Below are 15,910 nucleotides of genomic sequence, written 5' to 3' on the forward strand. Positions count from 1 at the left end.
GAAGGAATCAGATTCCCTCGAGGAGTCCTTCACGCCTGACGGACGCTGATTCCCTCAGGGTGGCCCTCACGGACCTCCGCAGGAGCGAAGCCGCGCGGACATGACAAAGCCCGCGCCGTAGCGCGGGCTGTCATCGGTATCGGGGCAGGTCAGCTGCCCTTGTGCCCACCGGGCTGGTAGTCCTTCGTGATGATCACTATCACGCCGGGGCTCGAGTTCTGGATGCCGTCGAATCGCGGCTGGGCCTGGAAGCCGAACTCCTTGGCCAGCTGCTTCGCTGCGGCTTCCTCGTCGGTGCCCGGCCGGAAGTAGGCCGCGGTCGCCGGGATGTTGCCCTGCGAGTAGTTGCCGACCTCGGCGACGTTCCAGCCTGAATTGCGGAAGTCGGCGGCGGCCTGTTCGGCGAGGTGCTTGACCAGCGAGTTGTTGTAGACGCGCAGCGTGACCCACTTGTTCGAGGCCTGCTGGTCCGGACCCGCCTGCCCCGGCTGTCCGGGCTGCTGACCCGGCTGGCCGCCGGGCTGTCCGGGCTGGCTCGAAGCCGGAGCCGACGACGCCGCGGACGACGAGGCCGGGGCCGATGAAGCAGGTGACGAAGGCGCGGAGCTGGGCGCCGCCGAGGACGACTGTTCCGGTGCGGACGACGAGCCGCCGGGTGCGGTGGGTTCGCCGGACGTGCTCGGTCCGGCGTTCTGGTCGCCGCTCGTGTTGAGCACGGTGACGCCGCCGATGACAGCCGCGACCACCGCGATCCCGATCAGCGCGACTCCCGCGGCCTTCAACGGCCGGGACAGTCCCGAGAAGACGCTCATGACAGCTCGATCCCCAACCGCCGGGCCCCGCGTTTGCGCTGACGGGCGGCGCGCGTTTTGCGCAGCCGCTTGACCAGCATCGGATCGGCCGCGACGGCCTCCGGCTTGGCCAGCAGCGTGTTCAGCAACTGGTAGTAACGGGTGGAAGACAGTCCGAAGCGCTCCCGGATGGCGTTCTCCTTCGCCCCGGCGTGGCGCCACCACTGCCGCTCGAACGCGAGAATGTCCAGTTCGCGCTCGGTCAGGCCACCGACATTTTCCGGCGGCGACGGCTGGTTTCCAGCCATCGACTCCGCGGCGTCCATGCGGTCCTCGCAATCGGTGTCGGCAGTCCTTCCGCGGGCGTCATTGAACCACGGAACCCATGCTCGACATGGGCATCCGACACGGCGCGTCACGGTCCGATCCAGGTGTACCAGAAGGGTCCGACTAAACTCGGCGTCCGTGACCGTCCACCCCATCTGCATCGCCGGCGAACCCGTGCTGCACCAGCCCACGCGCGAGATCACCGAGTTCGACGCCAAGCTCGCCACCCTCGTCGAGGACATGTTCGAGACCATGTACGCGGCCGAGGGCGTCGGCCTCGCGGCCAACCAGATCGGGCTCGACCTACGGGTATTCGTATACGACTGCCTCGACGACGAGGGCACCCAGCACCGCGGCGTGGTGGTCAACCCGAAGCTCGAGACGTCGGAGATCCCGGAGACCATGCCGGACCCGGACGACGACTGGGAGGGCTGCCTCTCCGCCCCCGGCGAGTCGTACCCGACCGGACGCGCCACGTGGGCCAAGGTGACCGGCTTCGACATCGAGGGCAACCCGATCGAGGTCGAGGGCACCGGCTACTTCGCGCGCTGCCTCCAGCATGAGACCGATCACCTCGACGGGTTCATTTACCTGGATCGGCTCGTCGGCCGCCACGCGCGCGCGGCGAAGAAGATGCTCAAGAAAAACAAGTGGGGCGTGCCCGGCCTGACCTGGCTGCCCCCGAAAGAACCCGCCGACGCCTGACCCCACGCCAAACCTTCCGGACCACAACAAGACCGCTCCCGCTTCTGGACCACAACCCGAGATCGCGCTGGTTTCTGGACTGAGCGATTTCGACGGCCCCCCGGGCCGGCGAAATCGGGAGGGAAGAAACCAGCTTCCCGGCGATCTCGGCGCCACGGCGGAGCCGGGGCAATCAAACACAGTCGGCGGGGTTGTGCCGACCCGGCGCGCCATGGCATCGTCGCAAGAGCAACCTCAACCGAATGCAACGCGGGAGCTCGCGCCTTGGCGGGCTGAGAGGGTGGCTGGTGTCCATCTCGCGGACACCCGGCGTCACCGACCGCATGAACCTGACCGGGTAATGCCGGCGTAGGGAGTGAACGTCGTTGACGACGCTGGAAAACCAGGGTGCCATCGCCCCGTCCGTCACCACCGGGCCGATCACCGGCTCGCGGAAGGTCTATCACCGCACCGAATCCGGGCTGCGGGTTCCGGCGCGGCGGATCGACCTGTCGAACGGGGAGCATTTCGACGTGTACGACACGTCGGGGCCCTACACCGATCCGGACGCGAACATCGATGTCCACAAAGGACTGCACCCGCTCAGGTCCGGCTGGGCTGACGGGCGGGAGCACAACACCCAGCTTGGCTGGGCGAAAGCCGGGGTGATCACCCGGGAAATGGAGTTCATCGCCGCGCGCGAACGCTGTACTCCGGAGTTCGTGCGGGACGAGGTCGCCCGCGGTCGCGCGGTGATTCCGGCCAACCGCAAGCACCCGGAGACCGAGCCGATGATCATCGGCAAGAACTTCCTGGTGAAGATCAACGCCAACATGGGAAATTCGGCCGTCTGGTCCTCTGTGGAGGAAGAGGTCGACAAGATGGTGTGGGCCACCCGCTGGGGCGCCGACACGATCATGGACCTCTCCACCGGCAAGCGGATTCACGAGACGCGCGAGTGGATCGTGCGCAACTCGCCGGTCCCGGTCGGCACCGTGCCGATCTACCAGGCGCTGGAAAAGGTCAACGGGGAGCCGGAAAAGCTCACCTGGGAGATCTACCGCGACACCATCATCGAGCAGTGCGAGCAGGGCGTCGACTACGTCACGGTGCACGCCGGCGTGCTGCTGCGCTACATCCCGCTGACCGCGCGCCGGGTCACCGGCATCGTCAGCCGCGGCGGGTCGATCATGGCCGCCTGGTGCCTCGCGCACCACCAGGAATCCTTCCTGTACACGCATTTCTCCGAGCTGTGCGAGATCCTGCGCGAGTACGACGTCACGTTCTCGCTCGGCGACGGCCTCCGTCCCGGCTCGATCGCGGACGCCAACGACCGCGCGCAGTTCGCCGAACTGGAAACCCTCGGCGAACTGACGCACATCGCCCGCGAGCACGACGTGCAGGTGATGATCGAGGGCCCCGGCCACGTGCCGATGCACAAGATCAAGGAAAACGTGGAGCTGGAGGAAAAGCTCACCGGCGAGGCGCCGTTCTACACGCTCGGCCCGCTCGCCACGGACATCGCCCCGGCGTACGACCACATCACCTCGGCGATCGGTGCGGCGCAGATCGGCTGGTACGGCACGGCGATGCTGTGCTACGTCACGCCGAAGGAGCATCTCGGCCTGCCCAACCGCGACGACGTGAAGACCGGCGTGATCACCTACAAGATCGCCGCGCACGCCGCCGACCTCGCCAAGGGCCACCAGTACGCGCAGGACTGGGACGACGAATTGTCCAAGGCCCGCTTCGAATTCCGGTGGAACGACCAGTTCAACCTGTCGCTCGACCCGGACACCGCGCGGTCCTTCCACGACGAGACGCTGCCCGCGGAACCGGCCAAGACCGCACACTTCTGCTCGATGTGCGGGCCGAAGTTCTGCTCGATGCGGATCACTCAGGACGTGCGCAAGTACGCCGAGGAGCACGGTCTGTCCTCTGTGGAGGCGATCGAGGCGGGCATGGCCGAGAAGTCCGCGGAGTTTTCCGAACAGGGCAACAAGGTCTACCTGCCCGTGGTCAACCAGTGACAGTCACGCCTCGCACCGCCCTCACCATCGCCGGATCCGATTCCGGCGGTGGTGCGGGCGTGCAGGCGGACCTGCGCACGTTCTTTGCCAACGGAGTGCACGGACTGGTCGCGCTCACCGCGGTCACCGTGCAGAATTCGCTTGGCGTGCAAGGGTTCTCCGAGATTCCGGTCGACGTCGTCACCGCGCAGATCAAAGCGGTCGCCGAGGACATGGGCGTCAACGCGGCGAAGACCGGCATGCTCGCCACCGCGGAAATCATTCAGGCGGTAGCGAAAACGCTGGACGAGGTCCACATTGGACAGACCACGGACACGCCGTTCGTGGTCGACCCGGTGGCCGCGTCGATGACCGGCCACGCGCTGCTTCGCGAAGAAGCACTGGAAGCGATCCGGACGGAATTGTTCCCGCGCGCCACGCTCATCACGCCGAATCTCGACGAGGTCCGGCTGCTGACCGGCGTCAGCGTTACCGACGCGAAGAGCCAGCACACAGCCGCGGAAGCCTTGCTGGAGTTCGGTTCCCAGTGGGTCCTGGTGAAGGGCGGCCACCTCTACGACGCCGCCGATTGCGTCGATCTGCTCACCGACGGCTCAGCGGTGATCGAGTTGAGCGGCCCGCGCATCGATACGGAAAACACCCACGGCGGCGGCGACACCATGGCGTCGGCGATCACCTCGTCGCTCGCGAAGGGCGCGGACGTGCCCACTGCGGTCGCGGAGGCGAAGCGGTTCATCGAACGCTGTGTTCTGGAGGCTTATCCGCTGGGGGCGGGTGTCGGCCCGGTTTCCCCGTTCTGGCGGCTCGCGAACCCGTCGTAACGGGCGATCAGCGCGCGACCCGGTCGGGATAGTCGGAGATGATTCCGTCGACTCCCAACCGGCGAGCGCGCTCGATTTCCCGTGGATCGTTGACCGTCCAAGCGAAAACCGAGATCGACGCCTCCTGCAGCGCGGCGACCTTCTCCGGCTGGATCGACTCGAATCCGAGCCCCACGCAGTGCGCGCCGCAGTCGCGCGCCATCCGGACCGGATTCACCGGCGCGCCTTCGACCAGCGCGATCGCCTCGAGGCCCGGGTGCTGCGCAACCAGTTCGCGCACTGTGTCGTGATGGAATGACGCCACCAGGAACTGATCGGCGGGCAGGATTTCCGACACGGTCGCGAGAACAGCCTTGGCCGTCGCGGGGTCGAGAATTTCGACCATCAGCCGCACAGAACTGTCCCGGACGAGTTCGCACACCTCGCTGAGCAACGGGATCTGCTCGCCGGCGACGCGCACTTCGGCCCGCAAGCGCGCCAGGTCGAAGTCCCAGAGGTACCCCGTCGCGCCGGTCACGCGGTCGAGCAGCTTGTCGTGGAACACGACGAGTTGACCGTCGCGGGTGGCCTGCACGTCGATTTCGACCAGATCCACGCCGAAGCCGATCGCTTTCCGGATCGACGCGAGAGTGTTCTCCGGCGCGTGCCCGGCGGCGCCGCGATGTCCGATGACCAGCATGCCCGACCTTTCAGGAGGCACAAAGCTTTGTGCCGTGATTCCACTGGAATTCGAACCAGGAGCGGTACACCCGGAAGAGATGGGCGGTCATGGGATCCGCCGCCAACCGGTCGAGATACAGGTAGCCGAACTCGCCGCCGTGGAGCTTTCCCTGGACGAATTCGGTGAAGCCGAGGTACAGATGCCGGTTGTCCACCAGGAAACCGTGGAGCACCGGCGGCAGGTCGTAGGACCGGATCTCGATGGAGATGTTGCTGCTGTCGAGGAAGGCCGCGTTCTCCGCGATCTGGTTGCCGATCTTCTCGATCACCGCGGTCGCGGTCCCCGAGTGGATGGAACTGCCCCCGTCGATGACCGGTTTGATCCGTTCCGCACTGCTTTCGATCAGCATGCCGTGGTATTCGAGATTGCGAAGGTTCTTCTGGAAGATCAGTTTGTAGAGCAGGAACGTCTGCACGACCTCGAGGTCCAGTCCGAGGTTGAGCATCTCGGTCCGTTCCCCGGAATCCAGCGCCGAGATGATCTGGCGCTGAATGTGCTCGAGCACGCCCTGCACCCCGGGCAGCACCGTGAAGGCGGGCGAACCGGACGGCGCGGCTTCCGGGACGCTGTCCCGGAGCAATTCCCGGACAACCGCTTCCGGCGGAGCGCGGCGGACCAGCAAACCGATCACGCGCTCGTCGCCGGCTTTGATCGCGGCCTGCAACGGGGTGCGGCCGTTGAGCGGTGCGTCCGCGCGGATTCCCGTGCGCAGCAGCAGTTCGATGGCTTTGAGGTCGCCGTCCGCGATGCAGCGAGCCAGCGAAGCGTCGGAAATGTCGACACCCATTCGGCCCAGCGAGGAACGCGCCCGCGCACGTTTCGAAAAGATCCACGCGACAACACCGCTGGCACCCAGCAGGATAGTGATCGAGAGGCGGACGACGTCTGTCACGGTTGTCTCGTCCAGCGCCAAATTGCCCACGAGAACCTCGACCGGCGCCATTGCCATGAACCCCGCACCCCCGGCTCGCTTCGAGCGGACAAAACACCATAGCAGGGATCTCGTCCCCTTCCGGTGCTCGTGAATGCGACACTGACCGGATGAGCGAGACACCGGAAGCGTTGTGGGCGAGGCTGCCGCTTGAGGTGCAGCACGAGGTCGACGGCCTGGTCACTGAGCACCGCACCGCTTCGGCGGTCAAAACGATTCGCAAATCGGGCATCACGCCGCGGCCGGGGATCGCCGAAGCGCAAGCGGTGTACCAATATCGGATGTCAGTGCTGAAACCGCCGCCGCGGTTTTAGCCGCGCGAATCCACCGTCGGCAGCACGGTCGTGAGGCCGGTCCAATCGGACGTCACCACGGAAGCGTGCTGCTTGGCCAGTTCAGCCACGCGCTGAGTCGCCTGGTCGACGGTCGGGTTGTGGTCGTCGATAGCGGGCGCGACGTTCTGTCCGTCCGTCATCACCACGTAGTAGTGGTTTTCGTCGTACCAAGACATGCCAGCCTTGGCGAGCCATTCGCTCGCGTCCCCGTCGAACACGACAAACCACGGTTTCTGCTCCGCGGAGTATTTGTCGCGCGGGTCGCCGCCCGCGGCACCGTGCACGGTCGGGAAGATCTGCACTGAATTCAGCTTTCCAGCAGCCTTCTGGTCCAGCAGGTAACCGGCGTACTCGACATCCGTGTGCAGCGTGTCGGTCGGATTTCCCTCTTCGACTGTGCCGGGGATGATCTCGGTGAGCACCTTGCCCCGCAACGCGTCCAGTGTCGGCCAATTGTCCGCTTTGGACGCTTCATCGAGCGTCGCGTGGCTGCCGAGCAAATCGGCGGGCTTGAACACGGCATCGCCGAGGTGGTCTCGGAAGGCGGTGTCCAGCTGGGCCGGGCCGAGGCCGGTATTCGCCGAGAAACCGGTCTTCATTTCGATCTTCAGCGTGAGCGGCGGGCGGCCAGGATGTGCGCCGAGCCAGATCCGGATGTCGTCCAGGCACGATTCGAGGTCCTTGTTCGTCCCGCCGGAGTACAGGTCGGCCGCCGAACGCGCGTCAACGCAATTGTTGCTGTTGCCCAGCGGATTGGAGTGGCTGACCTTCCACTCGTGGGTGAAGAAATCCGGCCAGACGTCGAGTTCGAGCAGGGACGAGCCGTTGTCCAGCGCCTGCGCGAGGTACGGGTACGCGGCGGGATCGTAGGTGTTGTGCACGCCGACGGTGGTCACGTGCGAGAGCTGGGGGCTGTCCGCGCTGGCGACCCCCGGTACCGCCAGCGTGGACAGGAGCAGGAGACCGGCCGCGGCGAGCTTCACTGATGTCTCCTTCGTCACGGGGACCAGCACGAACACTTACTGTGCCATCGTGGTGGACTGTGAATGAAGCACAGTTGCCTCAATGGACCAGACCAGAAGTCGGAACGCGCACATGACTGAGAACCCGAGCCCGCCCTCCGCGCTCACCATCGCCGGATCCGATTCCGGCGGGGCCGCCGGGCTGCAGGCGGACCTGCGGACCTTCCTCACCTGCGGGGTGCACGGCCTGGTCGCGGTCACCGCGGTCACCGTCCAGAACACGCTCGGCGTGCACGACCGCGCCGATCTGCCGCCGCACATCGTGGCCGGGCAGATCGAGGCGGTCGCGGCGGACATGGGCGTCGGCGCGGCGAAGACCGGCATGCTCGCGTCCGCGGAGATCATCCACGCGGTCGCGGCGGCCTGCGACAAGGCCGGGATCGGACGCGACGGCGCGATTCCGTTCGTGGTCGACCCGGTGGCCGCGGCGATGACCGGCCAGTCGCTGTTCGACGACAACGGCCTCGCCGCGCTGCGCGACGAACTCCTGCCGCGCGCCACCGTGCTCACGCCGAACCTGGACGAGGTGCGGCTGCTCACCGGCATGACCGTGACCGACCGCGAGGGCATGCACACCGCGGCCGTCGTGCTGCACCAGCTCGGCCCGAAGTACGTGCTGGTGAAGAGCGGCCACCTGCAGTCCGACCCGGAGTGCGTCGACCTGCTCTTCGACGGTTCGACGTTCGTGGAGCTGCCCGGTCCGCGCTGGAAGACCCCACACACGCACGGTGCCGGCGACACCATGGCGTCCGCGCTGACCGCCGGGCTGGCCAAGGGCATGCCGGTGGTCGAAGCGGCGCGCTACGGCAAGTGGTTCGTCTCGCAGGCCGTCGAACACTCGTACCCGATGGGCGCCAAAGTCGGCCCAGTGTCGGCGTTCTGGCGGCTGGCTCCGGAAGAGCGCTAGCTCTCGTCGGAGATCAGGGCCTCCAGCGCGGGCAGCGCGGCGATGATCGACTCGCGGGCCTCGGGCGTGAGCCGGTCGAGGCGGCGGTTGAGCTCCTGCACGCGAGTGGAGCGCACGCCAGAGACGAGGCGTTCGCCTTCCTCGGTCGCGCGGGCGAGCCAGGCGCGGCGGTCGACCGGGTCGGACTCGCGGGTGACGTAACCGGCCTCCACCAGCGTGGCCACGATCCGCGACATCGTGGCCGCCGCGACGCCCTCCTTCGCGGCGAGGTCGCCGAGGCGCAGCTCGCCGAAGTGCACGAGCGTGGCCAGCGCCGAGATGGACCCGTGTCCAGGCCCGGGCGCGCCGGCCTGGCGCAGCGAGCGGGAAAGCCGTCCCACCGCTAGATACAACCGGCCCGTTACGTCCTGGACCGAGGAAAGAGTCACGATCGGCTCCTTCTGACGCTGGTGCCCGCCGCTGGGTGCGCCGGAAAGGGTGCCGTCAACCATACGGCGTACCCGTGCACAATCCGCGTCAAGCGCGGGCGAAATCACCATTACCTCGCCATTTGTGCAGCTTGGCCGCCCATTTAGAGCACCGACACGTCGAGCGGAAGCTCCGCGGGCGGCGGCAGCGGCGCGGCCGTCTCCGCGCGGAACGACTGCAGCAGGTAGCCCGCGAGCCTCAGCGACGCCGCTGGTGCCGCGGCTCCCGCGCCCGACCGCAGCCCGCCGTTCGCCAGCAAGACCAGCGACAGGTCGGAAACCGCGAAGTCTGCCCGCAGCGCACCGGCTTCTTGCGCCCGGCGGATCAACTCGGTGAACCCCTGCATCGCCTGGTCCCGCAACTCCGCGAACCGCGCCTGCTCCGGCAGCGCGGTCACGATCGCGGCGGAGAACCCGTGGTTGCGCGCCTGCATCGCGCACATTTCCTCGATCACCCGGCAGAACCCGCGCCACGGATCGGGGTCGGCGAGCGCCTCGTCGAGCATCCCCGCGCATTCGGCCATGGGCTCGGCGAAGGCTTCGGCGACCAGGTCGGCCTTGGTCGGGAAATGGCGGTACACGGTGGCCACGCCGAGGCCCGCGCGGCGCGCCAGCTCGCTCATCGACACGTCCAGGCCCTCGGTCTCGAAGGTGCGCTTCGCGACGTCGAGAATCTGCGCGCGATTGTGGGCGGCGTCGGTGCGCAACCGAGTCGGTTTTTCCGGCACCCTCTCACTTTACATGAATCGGAAGACCCTTTCCACTTTCCGTGCTAGAAGTGGAACATGCCTTCCACTTCGATGCGCGCCATCACCTACGACCGCTACGGACCGCCGGAAGTCCTGCGTGAGACCACTGTCCCGACACCTGTGCCCGGCCCTGGCGAAGTCCTCGTCCGGGTGCGCGCGCTGACGGTCAACGGCGGCGAACTCGCGATGCGGTCCGGAAAGCTGCTTCCGTTCAGCGGCAAGCGTTTCCCCAAGCGGATCGGCGTGGACCTGGTCGGCGAGGTGGTGGAACCGGGCACGAGCCGGTTCGCCGTCGGCGACCTCGTCTGGGGCGGCGGGCGGCGGATGGGCACTGCTGCGGAGTACTACGTGATGGCCGCGGATCGGCTGGACCACGTGCCTGCCGGGCTGGATCCCGCGCAGGCCGCGTCGCTCGCGGTGGGCGTCACCGCGATTACCGCGCTGCGCGACAAAGCCCATCTGAAGCCCGGCGAACGCCTGCTGATCCGCGGCGCGACGGGCGGGGTCGGTTTTGTGGCGACACAGCTCGGCCGCGCTATGGGCGCGCACGTGACCGGGCTGACGAGCGCCAAGAACCTAGAACTGGCAAGGGAACTCGGGGCGGATGCCGCGCTCGACTACCGCGATCCTGGTGACCTGGGGAAGTTCGACGTCATTCTGGACACGGTCGGCCGCGACCTCGAGGCATTCCGGCGACTGCTGACCCCGCGCGGACGGATGGTCGCGATCGCGTTCGACCTCGACCGTCCGGTCCGCACGCTCGGTTATGTCGCGGCGAACTCGCTGCGCCCGAACCGCTGGGTGCGCGGTTTCAGCGGGAATCCGAAGGCGGATCTGCTCGCCGACTTGAGCCGGTGGGTCAATGCCGGGTTGGTGCGACCGTTGGTGGACCGGGTGTTTCCGTTGGCGGATATCGCGGGGGCGCATCGAGCGCTTGAGGGAGGCGGGGTGCGCGGGAAGGTGGTGATCGAGGTCCAGTAAAGACTAGCCGTCAATCCACTCCTTCCATCGCGACACCTGAGTCGAGTAAAGAAGCTCAAGCTCTTCGCCGCTTTGCGTGGTGCGAGTAATGCCAATACCGGAGGCTGCCGATTATCTCCGCGGACCGCAGCGACAGCGGGCCATAAGTCCAGAGCAGGAAGCTTCGCTCACAGGACCACAGCAATTCTCCCGCCTGATCACCCACGGTTCCCCCTCGTGCTTCCGCCGTTTCGAAAACCTCAACGAGGGGGACTGGACGCCTGCGCCCAAAACCGCTGCGGAACCCGCCCAGCACCCCGCGCCAGATACCCGGCCTCAACCGCACTCCGCATCGCCAGTGCCATCCGTTCCGGGTCCGCCGCCCGGGTCACCGCGGTCGACAAAAGCACCGCCGAGCAGCCGAGTTCCATCGCCAGCGTCGCGTCCGAAGCGGTGCCGATCCCCGCGTCCAGCACGATCGGCACCGACGCGCGCGAGACGATCAGTTCGATGTTGTGCGGGTTCCGGATACCCAAACCGGTGCCGATCGGGGCGCCGAGCGGCATCACCGCGGCGCAGCCCGCCTCTTCCAGGCGGAGGGCGAGCACCGGGTCGTCGTTCGTGTACGCGAAGACCGTGAATCCGTCCGCCACCAGGCGTTCGGCGGCGTCGAGGGTCTCCAAAGGGTCGGGCAGCAGCGTCCGGTCGTCGGCGTGCACCTCGAGTTTGATCAGGTTCGTTTCCAGCGCCTCGCGGGCCAGCTGGGCGGTGAGCACGGCTTCGGCCGCCGTCCGGCAGCCCGCGGTGTTGGGCAGCAGCTCGATGTCCAAGCGCCGCAACAACTCCAGCACTCCGGAGCCGCCCTCGGCGTCGGCTCGGCGCATCGCCACGGTGGTCAGCTGGGTGCCCGACGCGACCAGCGCGCGTTCCAGCACTTCGAGATTCGCCGCGCCACCGGTGCCGATGATCAATCGCGACGACAGCTTGTGTTCGCCGATGATCAGGTCGTCCATGCTCAACCTCCTTGAACCGCGGTCAGCACTTCGAGGTTCGCGCCCTTCGGCACGACCGCTTCTTCCCATTCGCCACGCCGCACGACCTCGCCGTTGACCGCGACGGCCACACCCCGGCGTTCCGCTCCCAGCGCGTCGAGGACCGCGGAAACGGTGCTGTCGTCGGGAAATTCCCGCCACTCGCCGTTGACCTTGATCTCCATCAGACTCGCTCCTTCTCGACCAGACGGGCGGGCGTCGCCGCGGCGACCTCCGGCGGCGGGGCTTCGCCGGCCAGCCACGCGACCACGGCGTCCGCCGTCGCGGGCGCCATCAGCAAACCGTTGCGGTGATGCCCTGTCGCCGCGTACACGCCTTCGCTCACTTCACCGATGTACGGCAAAGCGTCGCGGCTCGCGGCACGCAGTCCGGCGGCGACTTCCACCAGCTCGTACTCCGTGATGCCGGGCAGAATACGTTCCGCGCCTTCCAACAGCTCGCGTACACCGCGCGCGGTGACGGCTTGGTCGAAACCCGCTTCGTACTGTGTCGCGCCAAGGACCAGTTCGCCGTCTTCTCGCGGTACCAGATAGATCGGCCGTCCCTCGACCATCGCGCGCACCGTGTACGGCGGAGGCGGCAGACAGCCCCGACGCGGACGCAGTCGCAGAATCTCGCCCTTCAGCGGGCGTACGGCGTGCTCCAGCAACGGATGCAGCTGACCGGTCCACGCGCCTGCGGCGAGGATCACCGGACCAGACACTTCGGAGAGGCTCTCGAGCCGCTCGCGGCGGAACTCGACCCCACGCTTCGTAGCCGCTTCGCTCAGCGCTGTAAGCAGTTTCCGGTTGTCCACGGCTAAATCGCCCGGCACATGCAGGCCGCTGCGCACCGAGCCGAGGCCTTGCGCGAGCCGCTTCGCCTCGCGCCCGGTGAGGGTCTCGACGTCGCGGCCGAGCGAACGCAGGTACCCGGCGAGGATGTCGAGGTGCCCGGCGTCGGCGCTGTCGAACCCGACGACGATCGTGCCGTGCTCGGCCAGCCCGGGATCGGTCCCTTCCTCGGCGAGCTCCCGCGCGAAGCTGGGCCAGCGTCGCAGCGACGCTTCCCCCAGGCTGAGCACGGCTTCCTCGCCCGGCCACGCCTCGGTGACCGGGGCGAGCATCCCGCCAGCCAGCCAGGACGCGCCGCCGTGCACGGGATCCGGGTCGACAACGGTGACGCGCCATCCTTGGGCGGCCGCGCGCCAGGCCGCGGACAGCCCGATGACGCCGCCGCCGACGACAGTGACGGTTGTGGTGCTGGTGTTCACAGTGGAATCACGCTCCCTGCGCCGGCATGACCCGGATCAGGTTCCACGGTCGGAGCGGCAGCTCCCTCTCAGCCCGTGCCTCGGGCTCCCGTGCGGACTCCCACACCGTAGCGCGCGGGTAACGTCACCGCCATGCCTGCCTTGACCGGAGACCAAATTCGCACCCGTCTCGCCGACGCCCGGCTGTACTTGTGCACGGATGCGCGCGCTTCTCGTGGAGACCTTGCCGAGTTCGCTGACGCCGCGTTGGCCGGTGGCGTTGACATCGTGCAGCTGCGGGACAAAACCGGGGGTGCGCCACTGGAGGCCAAGCAGGAGATCGCCGCGCTGGAGGTGTTGGCGGAGGCGTGTGCGCGGCACGGGGCGTTGCTGTCGGTGAATGACCGGGCGGATGTGGCGTTGGCCGTGGGGGCGGACGTCTTGCACCTGGGGCAGGACGACATTCCGGTCTCGCTGGCGCGCCGCGTCCTGGGCGACGACGTGGTGATCGGCCGTTCCACCCATTCGGAGCAGCAGGCCGCCGCGGCCGCGGCGGAGACCGGGGTGGACTACTTCTGCACCGGCCCGTGCTGGCCCACCCCGACGAAACCCGGCCGGTTCGCGCCGGGGCTGGGCTTGGTCCGGTCCACCGCGGCTCTCGAGACGGAGCGGCCTTGGTTCGCGATCGGCGGGATCGACGAGGCCCGGTTGCCGGAGGTGCTGGAGGCCGGGGCGTCTCGGATAGTGGTGGTTCGAGCGATTACCGAGGCGGAGGACCCGAAGGCTGCCGCGGAGGGGCTGAAGGCGCGGCTTTCGTAAGCCGTGAGGGGAACCCTGACGGTCAAGGTTCCCCTCACGAATCGCCGCGGGGAGCTACTCGGCCCCGTTTGACGGAACCGCGGGAGCGGTCGGCGTCTGGCTGGTGGCGGGGGCCCGCGAACTCGTGGGCGGGTTCGAGGACGTGGACGGCGGGCGCGTCTGCTGCGTCGGCTGCTGCGAGGAGGGCGGAGCACTCGGCGTTGTGGTCGGAGTAGACGTCGGGTTGTTCTGCTTCGACTCGCCGGGCGGGGGCGTCTGCGGTGCGGTGCTCGGCGTGTTGTCCGGGTGATCATCCCGCTGCTGGCTGGTATCCGGCTGCCGAGGAATCAACCCGGTGGACACACTCCCCTGAGTAGTCCAATCCAGGCCGAACAGAACAAGCAACGCGACAACGAACGCAGCGACGCTCGACGCGATGATCAACGGCCACCGCATCTTCCGCAGCTTCTCGCCCAAACTGTCGGACTTCTCCGGCTCAGTCGGCTTCAGCTGCGACAAGCGAACCGTAGGCATGTTCGCCAGGTCAGCCGGGAGATACACCGTCGGCGCCTCACCCGGAGCAGCAGGCTTCGCCTTCTCAAGCGGCACATGCACCGGAGCAAGCCCGGCCCGGCTGCGTCGCCCGGCTGTCTCCATCGCCTTCCGCGCGGCATCACGAGTCCGCTGCAGGGAACGCAGATACAGCTCGCCGCCGACCGTGCTGACCACACTGGCCACTCCGGCGCCGATGACTGTTCCGGCGACCCCCAGCGTCGAACCCAGCAACGCGGCGGTGACCGCCGCCAGCGCCGCGGCGAGCACCGAGGTCATCCGGAGTTTTTTCTTGTCCTCCGCGGTTTCCTTCTGCTCCTCGCTCATGATTCCGATCTGATCGTTCCCGTTCGTGTCCTGTTTCTTCAACGGTTAAGTCGCCTGAGCTGCTCCCTTCGTTGCCCGGGCGTGAGGGACGCCACGTTGACTGTCCACAATGGATAGACTAAAGCTCACACTTTCCTGACATACTCGCCTCATGCACCTCGTGACGATCTCCGACATCGAAACCGCGGCCGGGCGGGTAAAGGGCACCGCGGTGCACACTCCGCTGCTGCGCCAGCTCTGGGTTCCCGGCGAATTCTGGGTGAAACCCGAGAGCCTGCAACCGATCGGCGCGTTCAAGATCCGCGGCGCGTACAACGCGATCGCCGCACTCACCGACGCCGAACGGAAACGCGGCGTGGTCGCGTATTCAAGCGGCAACCATGCGCAAGCGGTCGCCTACGCCGCGCGCGAATTCGGGATTCCCGCGGTGATCGTGGTGCCGGACGTCACCCCGCGGCTGAAGGTCGAAGCCACCCTCCGCTGGGGTGCGGAAGTCCGCGAAGTGCCGATCGCGGAACGGGAATCGGCGGCGCTCGCGCTCGCGGAGGAACGCGGCCTCACGCTGATCCCGCCGTTCGACCACCCGGACATCATCGCCGGGCAGGGCACGGTCGGGCTGGAGATCGCCGAGGACCTTCCGGACGTCGAGACCGTGCTGGTCCCGGTCAGCGGCGGCGGTTTCGCCTCCGGCGTCGGCACCGCGATCAAGGCGAAGTGCCCGAACGCGAAGGTCTACGGCGTCGAACCGGAACTCGCCGCCGACACCGCGGCCAGCCTCGCCGCGGGCGAGATCGTGGACTGGCCTATCGCCGAACGCGCTCGCACCATCGCGGACGGCCTGCGCGCGCAGCCGTCCGAGCTCACGTTCGCGCACCTGCAGCAGGTCCTGGACGGCGTGATCACCGTGACTGAGGACGAAATCCGCGACACCGTCCGTGCGCTGGCCCGACAAGGTCGCCTGGTGACGGAACCCAGCGGGGCCACTGCCCCGGCCGCTTACCTGCACCACGCGGACGAACTGCCCGGCGGTCGCACGGTGGCGATCGTCTCGGGCGGCAACATCGATCCGGCGATGCTGGCCGAACTGCTCGCCTAGCACCCCACGGGCTGCGTGGCTCCGCTCCGGCGAAAGTACGTGAGGGGAACCCTGAGTAGGGATGGGTTCGATCGGCCTGATGGTGGCCGCCGCGGGCGGGGTGCTGTGG

Annotated in this window: 19 protein-coding genes and 1 riboswitch; of the genes, 8 read left to right on the forward strand and 11 right to left on the reverse strand. The window is 67.6% G+C overall.

Features of this window, described 5'->3' with window-relative positions:
• Positions 1-149: 149 nt before the first annotated feature.
• Positions 150-812 (reverse strand): LytR C-terminal domain-containing protein, encoded by a 663-nt coding sequence (locus tag ACWDNU_RS41435; protein ID WP_449672872.1) that lies wholly within the window; start codon positions 810-812, stop codon positions 150-152.
• A complete protein-coding gene (locus ACWDNU_RS41440; protein WP_009084016.1) occupies positions 809-1,117 on the reverse strand; it encodes a DUF3263 domain-containing protein in 309 nt (102 codons plus the stop codon). Before ACWDNU_RS41440 ends, ACWDNU_RS41435 begins: the two co-directional genes overlap by 4 nt.
• A 139-nt stretch (positions 1,118-1,256) precedes the next feature.
• On the opposite strand from ACWDNU_RS41440, the gene ACWDNU_RS41445 reads away from it, so the two are divergent.
• The 3 genes from ACWDNU_RS41445 to thiD (ACWDNU_RS41455) all read left to right on the forward strand — a co-directional run bounded on the left by ACWDNU_RS41445 (position 1,257) and on the right by thiD (ACWDNU_RS41455) (position 4,653).
• Positions 1,257-1,823, forward strand: a complete 567-nt coding sequence (locus tag ACWDNU_RS41445) for a peptide deformylase (protein ID WP_449672873.1) — start codon at positions 1,257-1,259, stop codon at positions 1,821-1,823.
• A gap of 365 nt (positions 1,824-2,188) precedes the next feature.
• A complete protein-coding gene (gene thiC, locus ACWDNU_RS41450) occupies positions 2,189-3,832 on the forward strand; it encodes a phosphomethylpyrimidine synthase ThiC (protein WP_281390799.1) in 1,644 nt (547 codons plus the stop codon).
• Positions 3,829-4,653: a bifunctional hydroxymethylpyrimidine kinase/phosphomethylpyrimidine kinase gene (thiD, locus tag ACWDNU_RS41455; RefSeq protein ID WP_449672874.1), complete on the forward strand. Its 825-nt coding sequence runs from the start codon at positions 3,829-3,831 to the stop codon at positions 4,651-4,653. The genes thiC and thiD (ACWDNU_RS41455) overlap by 4 nt, the downstream gene beginning before the upstream one ends.
• Before the next feature lie 7 nt (positions 4,654-4,660).
• On the opposite strand, the gene ACWDNU_RS41460 is transcribed toward thiD (ACWDNU_RS41455), so the two are convergent.
• Positions 4,661-5,332, reverse strand: coding sequence for a glycerophosphodiester phosphodiesterase (locus ACWDNU_RS41460; protein ID WP_449672875.1), 672 nt, complete (start codon positions 5,330-5,332; stop codon positions 4,661-4,663).
• Between the two features lie 10 nt (positions 5,333-5,342).
• Positions 5,343-6,323, reverse strand: coding sequence for a hypothetical protein (locus tag ACWDNU_RS41465; RefSeq protein WP_449672876.1), 981 nt, complete (start codon positions 6,321-6,323; stop codon positions 5,343-5,345).
• Positions 6,324-6,415: 92 nt separating this feature from the next.
• On the opposite strand from ACWDNU_RS41465, the gene ACWDNU_RS41470 reads away from it, so the two are divergent.
• Positions 6,416-6,619: a hypothetical protein gene (locus ACWDNU_RS41470; RefSeq protein ID WP_370933744.1), complete on the forward strand. Its 204-nt coding sequence runs from the start codon at positions 6,416-6,418 to the stop codon at positions 6,617-6,619.
• Here the strand turns inward: ACWDNU_RS41470 and ACWDNU_RS41475 are convergent.
• Positions 6,616-7,623: a phosphatidylinositol-specific phospholipase C domain-containing protein gene (locus ACWDNU_RS41475; RefSeq protein WP_370933743.1), complete on the reverse strand. Its 1,008-nt coding sequence runs from the start codon at positions 7,621-7,623 to the stop codon at positions 6,616-6,618. The two genes, ACWDNU_RS41470 and ACWDNU_RS41475, sit on opposite strands and share 4 nt — an antisense overlap.
• A gap of 112 nt (positions 7,624-7,735) precedes the next feature.
• On the opposite strand from ACWDNU_RS41475, the gene thiD (ACWDNU_RS41480) reads away from it, so the two are divergent.
• Positions 7,736-8,569, forward strand: a complete 834-nt coding sequence (gene thiD / locus ACWDNU_RS41480) for a bifunctional hydroxymethylpyrimidine kinase/phosphomethylpyrimidine kinase (RefSeq protein ID WP_370933742.1) — start codon at positions 7,736-7,738, stop codon at positions 8,567-8,569.
• Here thiD (ACWDNU_RS41480) and ACWDNU_RS41485 read toward each other — a convergent pair.
• On the reverse strand, positions 8,566-8,997 hold the full coding sequence (locus ACWDNU_RS41485; protein WP_370933741.1) for a MarR family winged helix-turn-helix transcriptional regulator: 432 nt from the start codon (positions 8,995-8,997) through the stop codon (positions 8,566-8,568). The two genes, thiD (ACWDNU_RS41480) and ACWDNU_RS41485, sit on opposite strands and share 4 nt — an antisense overlap.
• 143 nt (positions 8,998-9,140) lie before the next feature.
• A complete protein-coding gene (locus ACWDNU_RS41490) occupies positions 9,141-9,764 on the reverse strand; it encodes a TetR/AcrR family transcriptional regulator (RefSeq protein ID WP_449672877.1) in 624 nt (207 codons plus the stop codon).
• 57 nt (positions 9,765-9,821) lie between these two features.
• On the opposite strand from ACWDNU_RS41490, the gene ACWDNU_RS41495 reads away from it, so the two are divergent.
• Positions 9,822-10,766, forward strand: a complete 945-nt coding sequence (locus tag ACWDNU_RS41495) for an NAD(P)-dependent alcohol dehydrogenase (RefSeq protein WP_449672878.1) — start codon at positions 9,822-9,824, stop codon at positions 10,764-10,766.
• Between the two features lie 239 nt (positions 10,767-11,005).
• On the opposite strand, the gene thiG is transcribed toward ACWDNU_RS41495, so the two are convergent.
• From thiG to thiO, 3 genes are all read right to left on the reverse strand, one after another.
• Entirely contained in the window at positions 11,006-11,758 is a 753-nt protein-coding gene (gene thiG, locus ACWDNU_RS41500) for a thiazole synthase (RefSeq protein ID WP_370933738.1), read from the reverse strand.
• 2 nt (positions 11,759-11,760) lie between these two features.
• Positions 11,761-11,961, reverse strand: coding sequence for a sulfur carrier protein ThiS (thiS, locus tag ACWDNU_RS41505; RefSeq protein WP_344265038.1), 201 nt, complete (start codon positions 11,959-11,961; stop codon positions 11,761-11,763).
• Positions 11,961-13,049 carry a glycine oxidase ThiO gene (gene thiO / locus ACWDNU_RS41510; RefSeq protein WP_449672879.1) on the reverse strand — a complete coding sequence of 363 codons (1,089 nt, stop codon included), beginning with the start codon at positions 13,047-13,049 and terminating at the stop codon, positions 11,961-11,963. Before thiO ends, thiS begins: the two co-directional genes overlap by 1 nt.
• Positions 13,046-13,151: riboswitch (TPP riboswitch) on the reverse strand. It overlaps the preceding gene by 4 nt.
• A gap of 30 nt (positions 13,152-13,181) precedes the next feature.
• On the opposite strand from thiO, the gene thiE reads away from it, so the two are divergent.
• Positions 13,182-13,847 (forward strand): thiamine phosphate synthase, encoded by a 666-nt coding sequence (gene thiE, locus ACWDNU_RS41515; RefSeq protein ID WP_449672880.1) that lies wholly within the window; start codon positions 13,182-13,184, stop codon positions 13,845-13,847.
• Positions 13,848-13,901: 54 nt separating this feature from the next.
• On the opposite strand, the gene ACWDNU_RS41520 is transcribed toward thiE, so the two are convergent.
• On the reverse strand, positions 13,902-14,705 hold the full coding sequence (locus tag ACWDNU_RS41520; RefSeq protein ID WP_449672881.1) for a hypothetical protein: 804 nt from the start codon (positions 14,703-14,705) through the stop codon (positions 13,902-13,904).
• Between the two features lie 151 nt (positions 14,706-14,856).
• On the opposite strand from ACWDNU_RS41520, the gene ACWDNU_RS41525 reads away from it, so the two are divergent.
• A complete protein-coding gene (locus ACWDNU_RS41525; RefSeq protein ID WP_449672882.1) occupies positions 14,857-15,801 on the forward strand; it encodes a threonine ammonia-lyase in 945 nt (314 codons plus the stop codon).
• The last annotated feature ends 109 nt before the right edge of the window (positions 15,802-15,910 follow it).

This window comes from Amycolatopsis sp. NPDC003676 (assembly GCF_053587275.1).

What these genes read in the sequence shown, in the direction of transcription:
- ACWDNU_RS41435 (WP_449672872.1), bottom strand. Translation starts at nt 812, where the DNA reads ATGAGCGTCTTCTCGGGACTGTCCCGGCCGTTGAAGGCCGCGGGAGTC.
- ACWDNU_RS41440 (WP_009084016.1), bottom strand. Translation starts at nt 1,117, where the DNA reads ATGGACGCCGCGGAGTCGATGGCTGGAAACCAGCCGTCGCCGCCGGAA.
- ACWDNU_RS41460 (WP_449672875.1), bottom strand. Translation starts at nt 5,332, where the DNA reads ATGCTGGTCATCGGACATCGCGGCGCCGCCGGGCACGCGCCGGAGAAC.
- ACWDNU_RS41465 (WP_449672876.1), bottom strand. Translation starts at nt 6,323, where the DNA reads ATGGCAATGGCGCCGGTCGAGGTTCTCGTGGGCAATTTGGCGCTGGAC.
- ACWDNU_RS41470 (WP_370933744.1), top strand. Translation starts at nt 6,416, where the DNA reads ATGAGCGAGACACCGGAAGCGTTGTGGGCGAGGCTGCCGCTTGAGGTG.
- thiD (WP_370933742.1), top strand. Translation starts at nt 7,736, where the DNA reads ATGACTGAGAACCCGAGCCCGCCCTCCGCGCTCACCATCGCCGGATCC.
- ACWDNU_RS41495 (WP_449672878.1), top strand. Translation starts at nt 9,822, where the DNA reads ATGCCTTCCACTTCGATGCGCGCCATCACCTACGACCGCTACGGACCG.
- thiG (WP_370933738.1), bottom strand. Translation starts at nt 11,758, where the DNA reads ATGGACGACCTGATCATCGGCGAACACAAGCTGTCGTCGCGATTGATC.
- thiS (WP_344265038.1), bottom strand. Translation starts at nt 11,961, where the DNA reads ATGGAGATCAAGGTCAACGGCGAGTGGCGGGAATTTCCCGACGACAGC.
- thiE (WP_449672880.1), top strand. Translation starts at nt 13,182, where the DNA reads ATGCCTGCCTTGACCGGAGACCAAATTCGCACCCGTCTCGCCGACGCC.
- ACWDNU_RS41520 (WP_449672881.1), bottom strand. Translation starts at nt 14,705, where the DNA reads ATGAGCGAGGAGCAGAAGGAAACCGCGGAGGACAAGAAAAAACTCCGG.
- ACWDNU_RS41525 (WP_449672882.1), top strand. Translation starts at nt 14,857, where the DNA reads ATGCACCTCGTGACGATCTCCGACATCGAAACCGCGGCCGGGCGGGTA.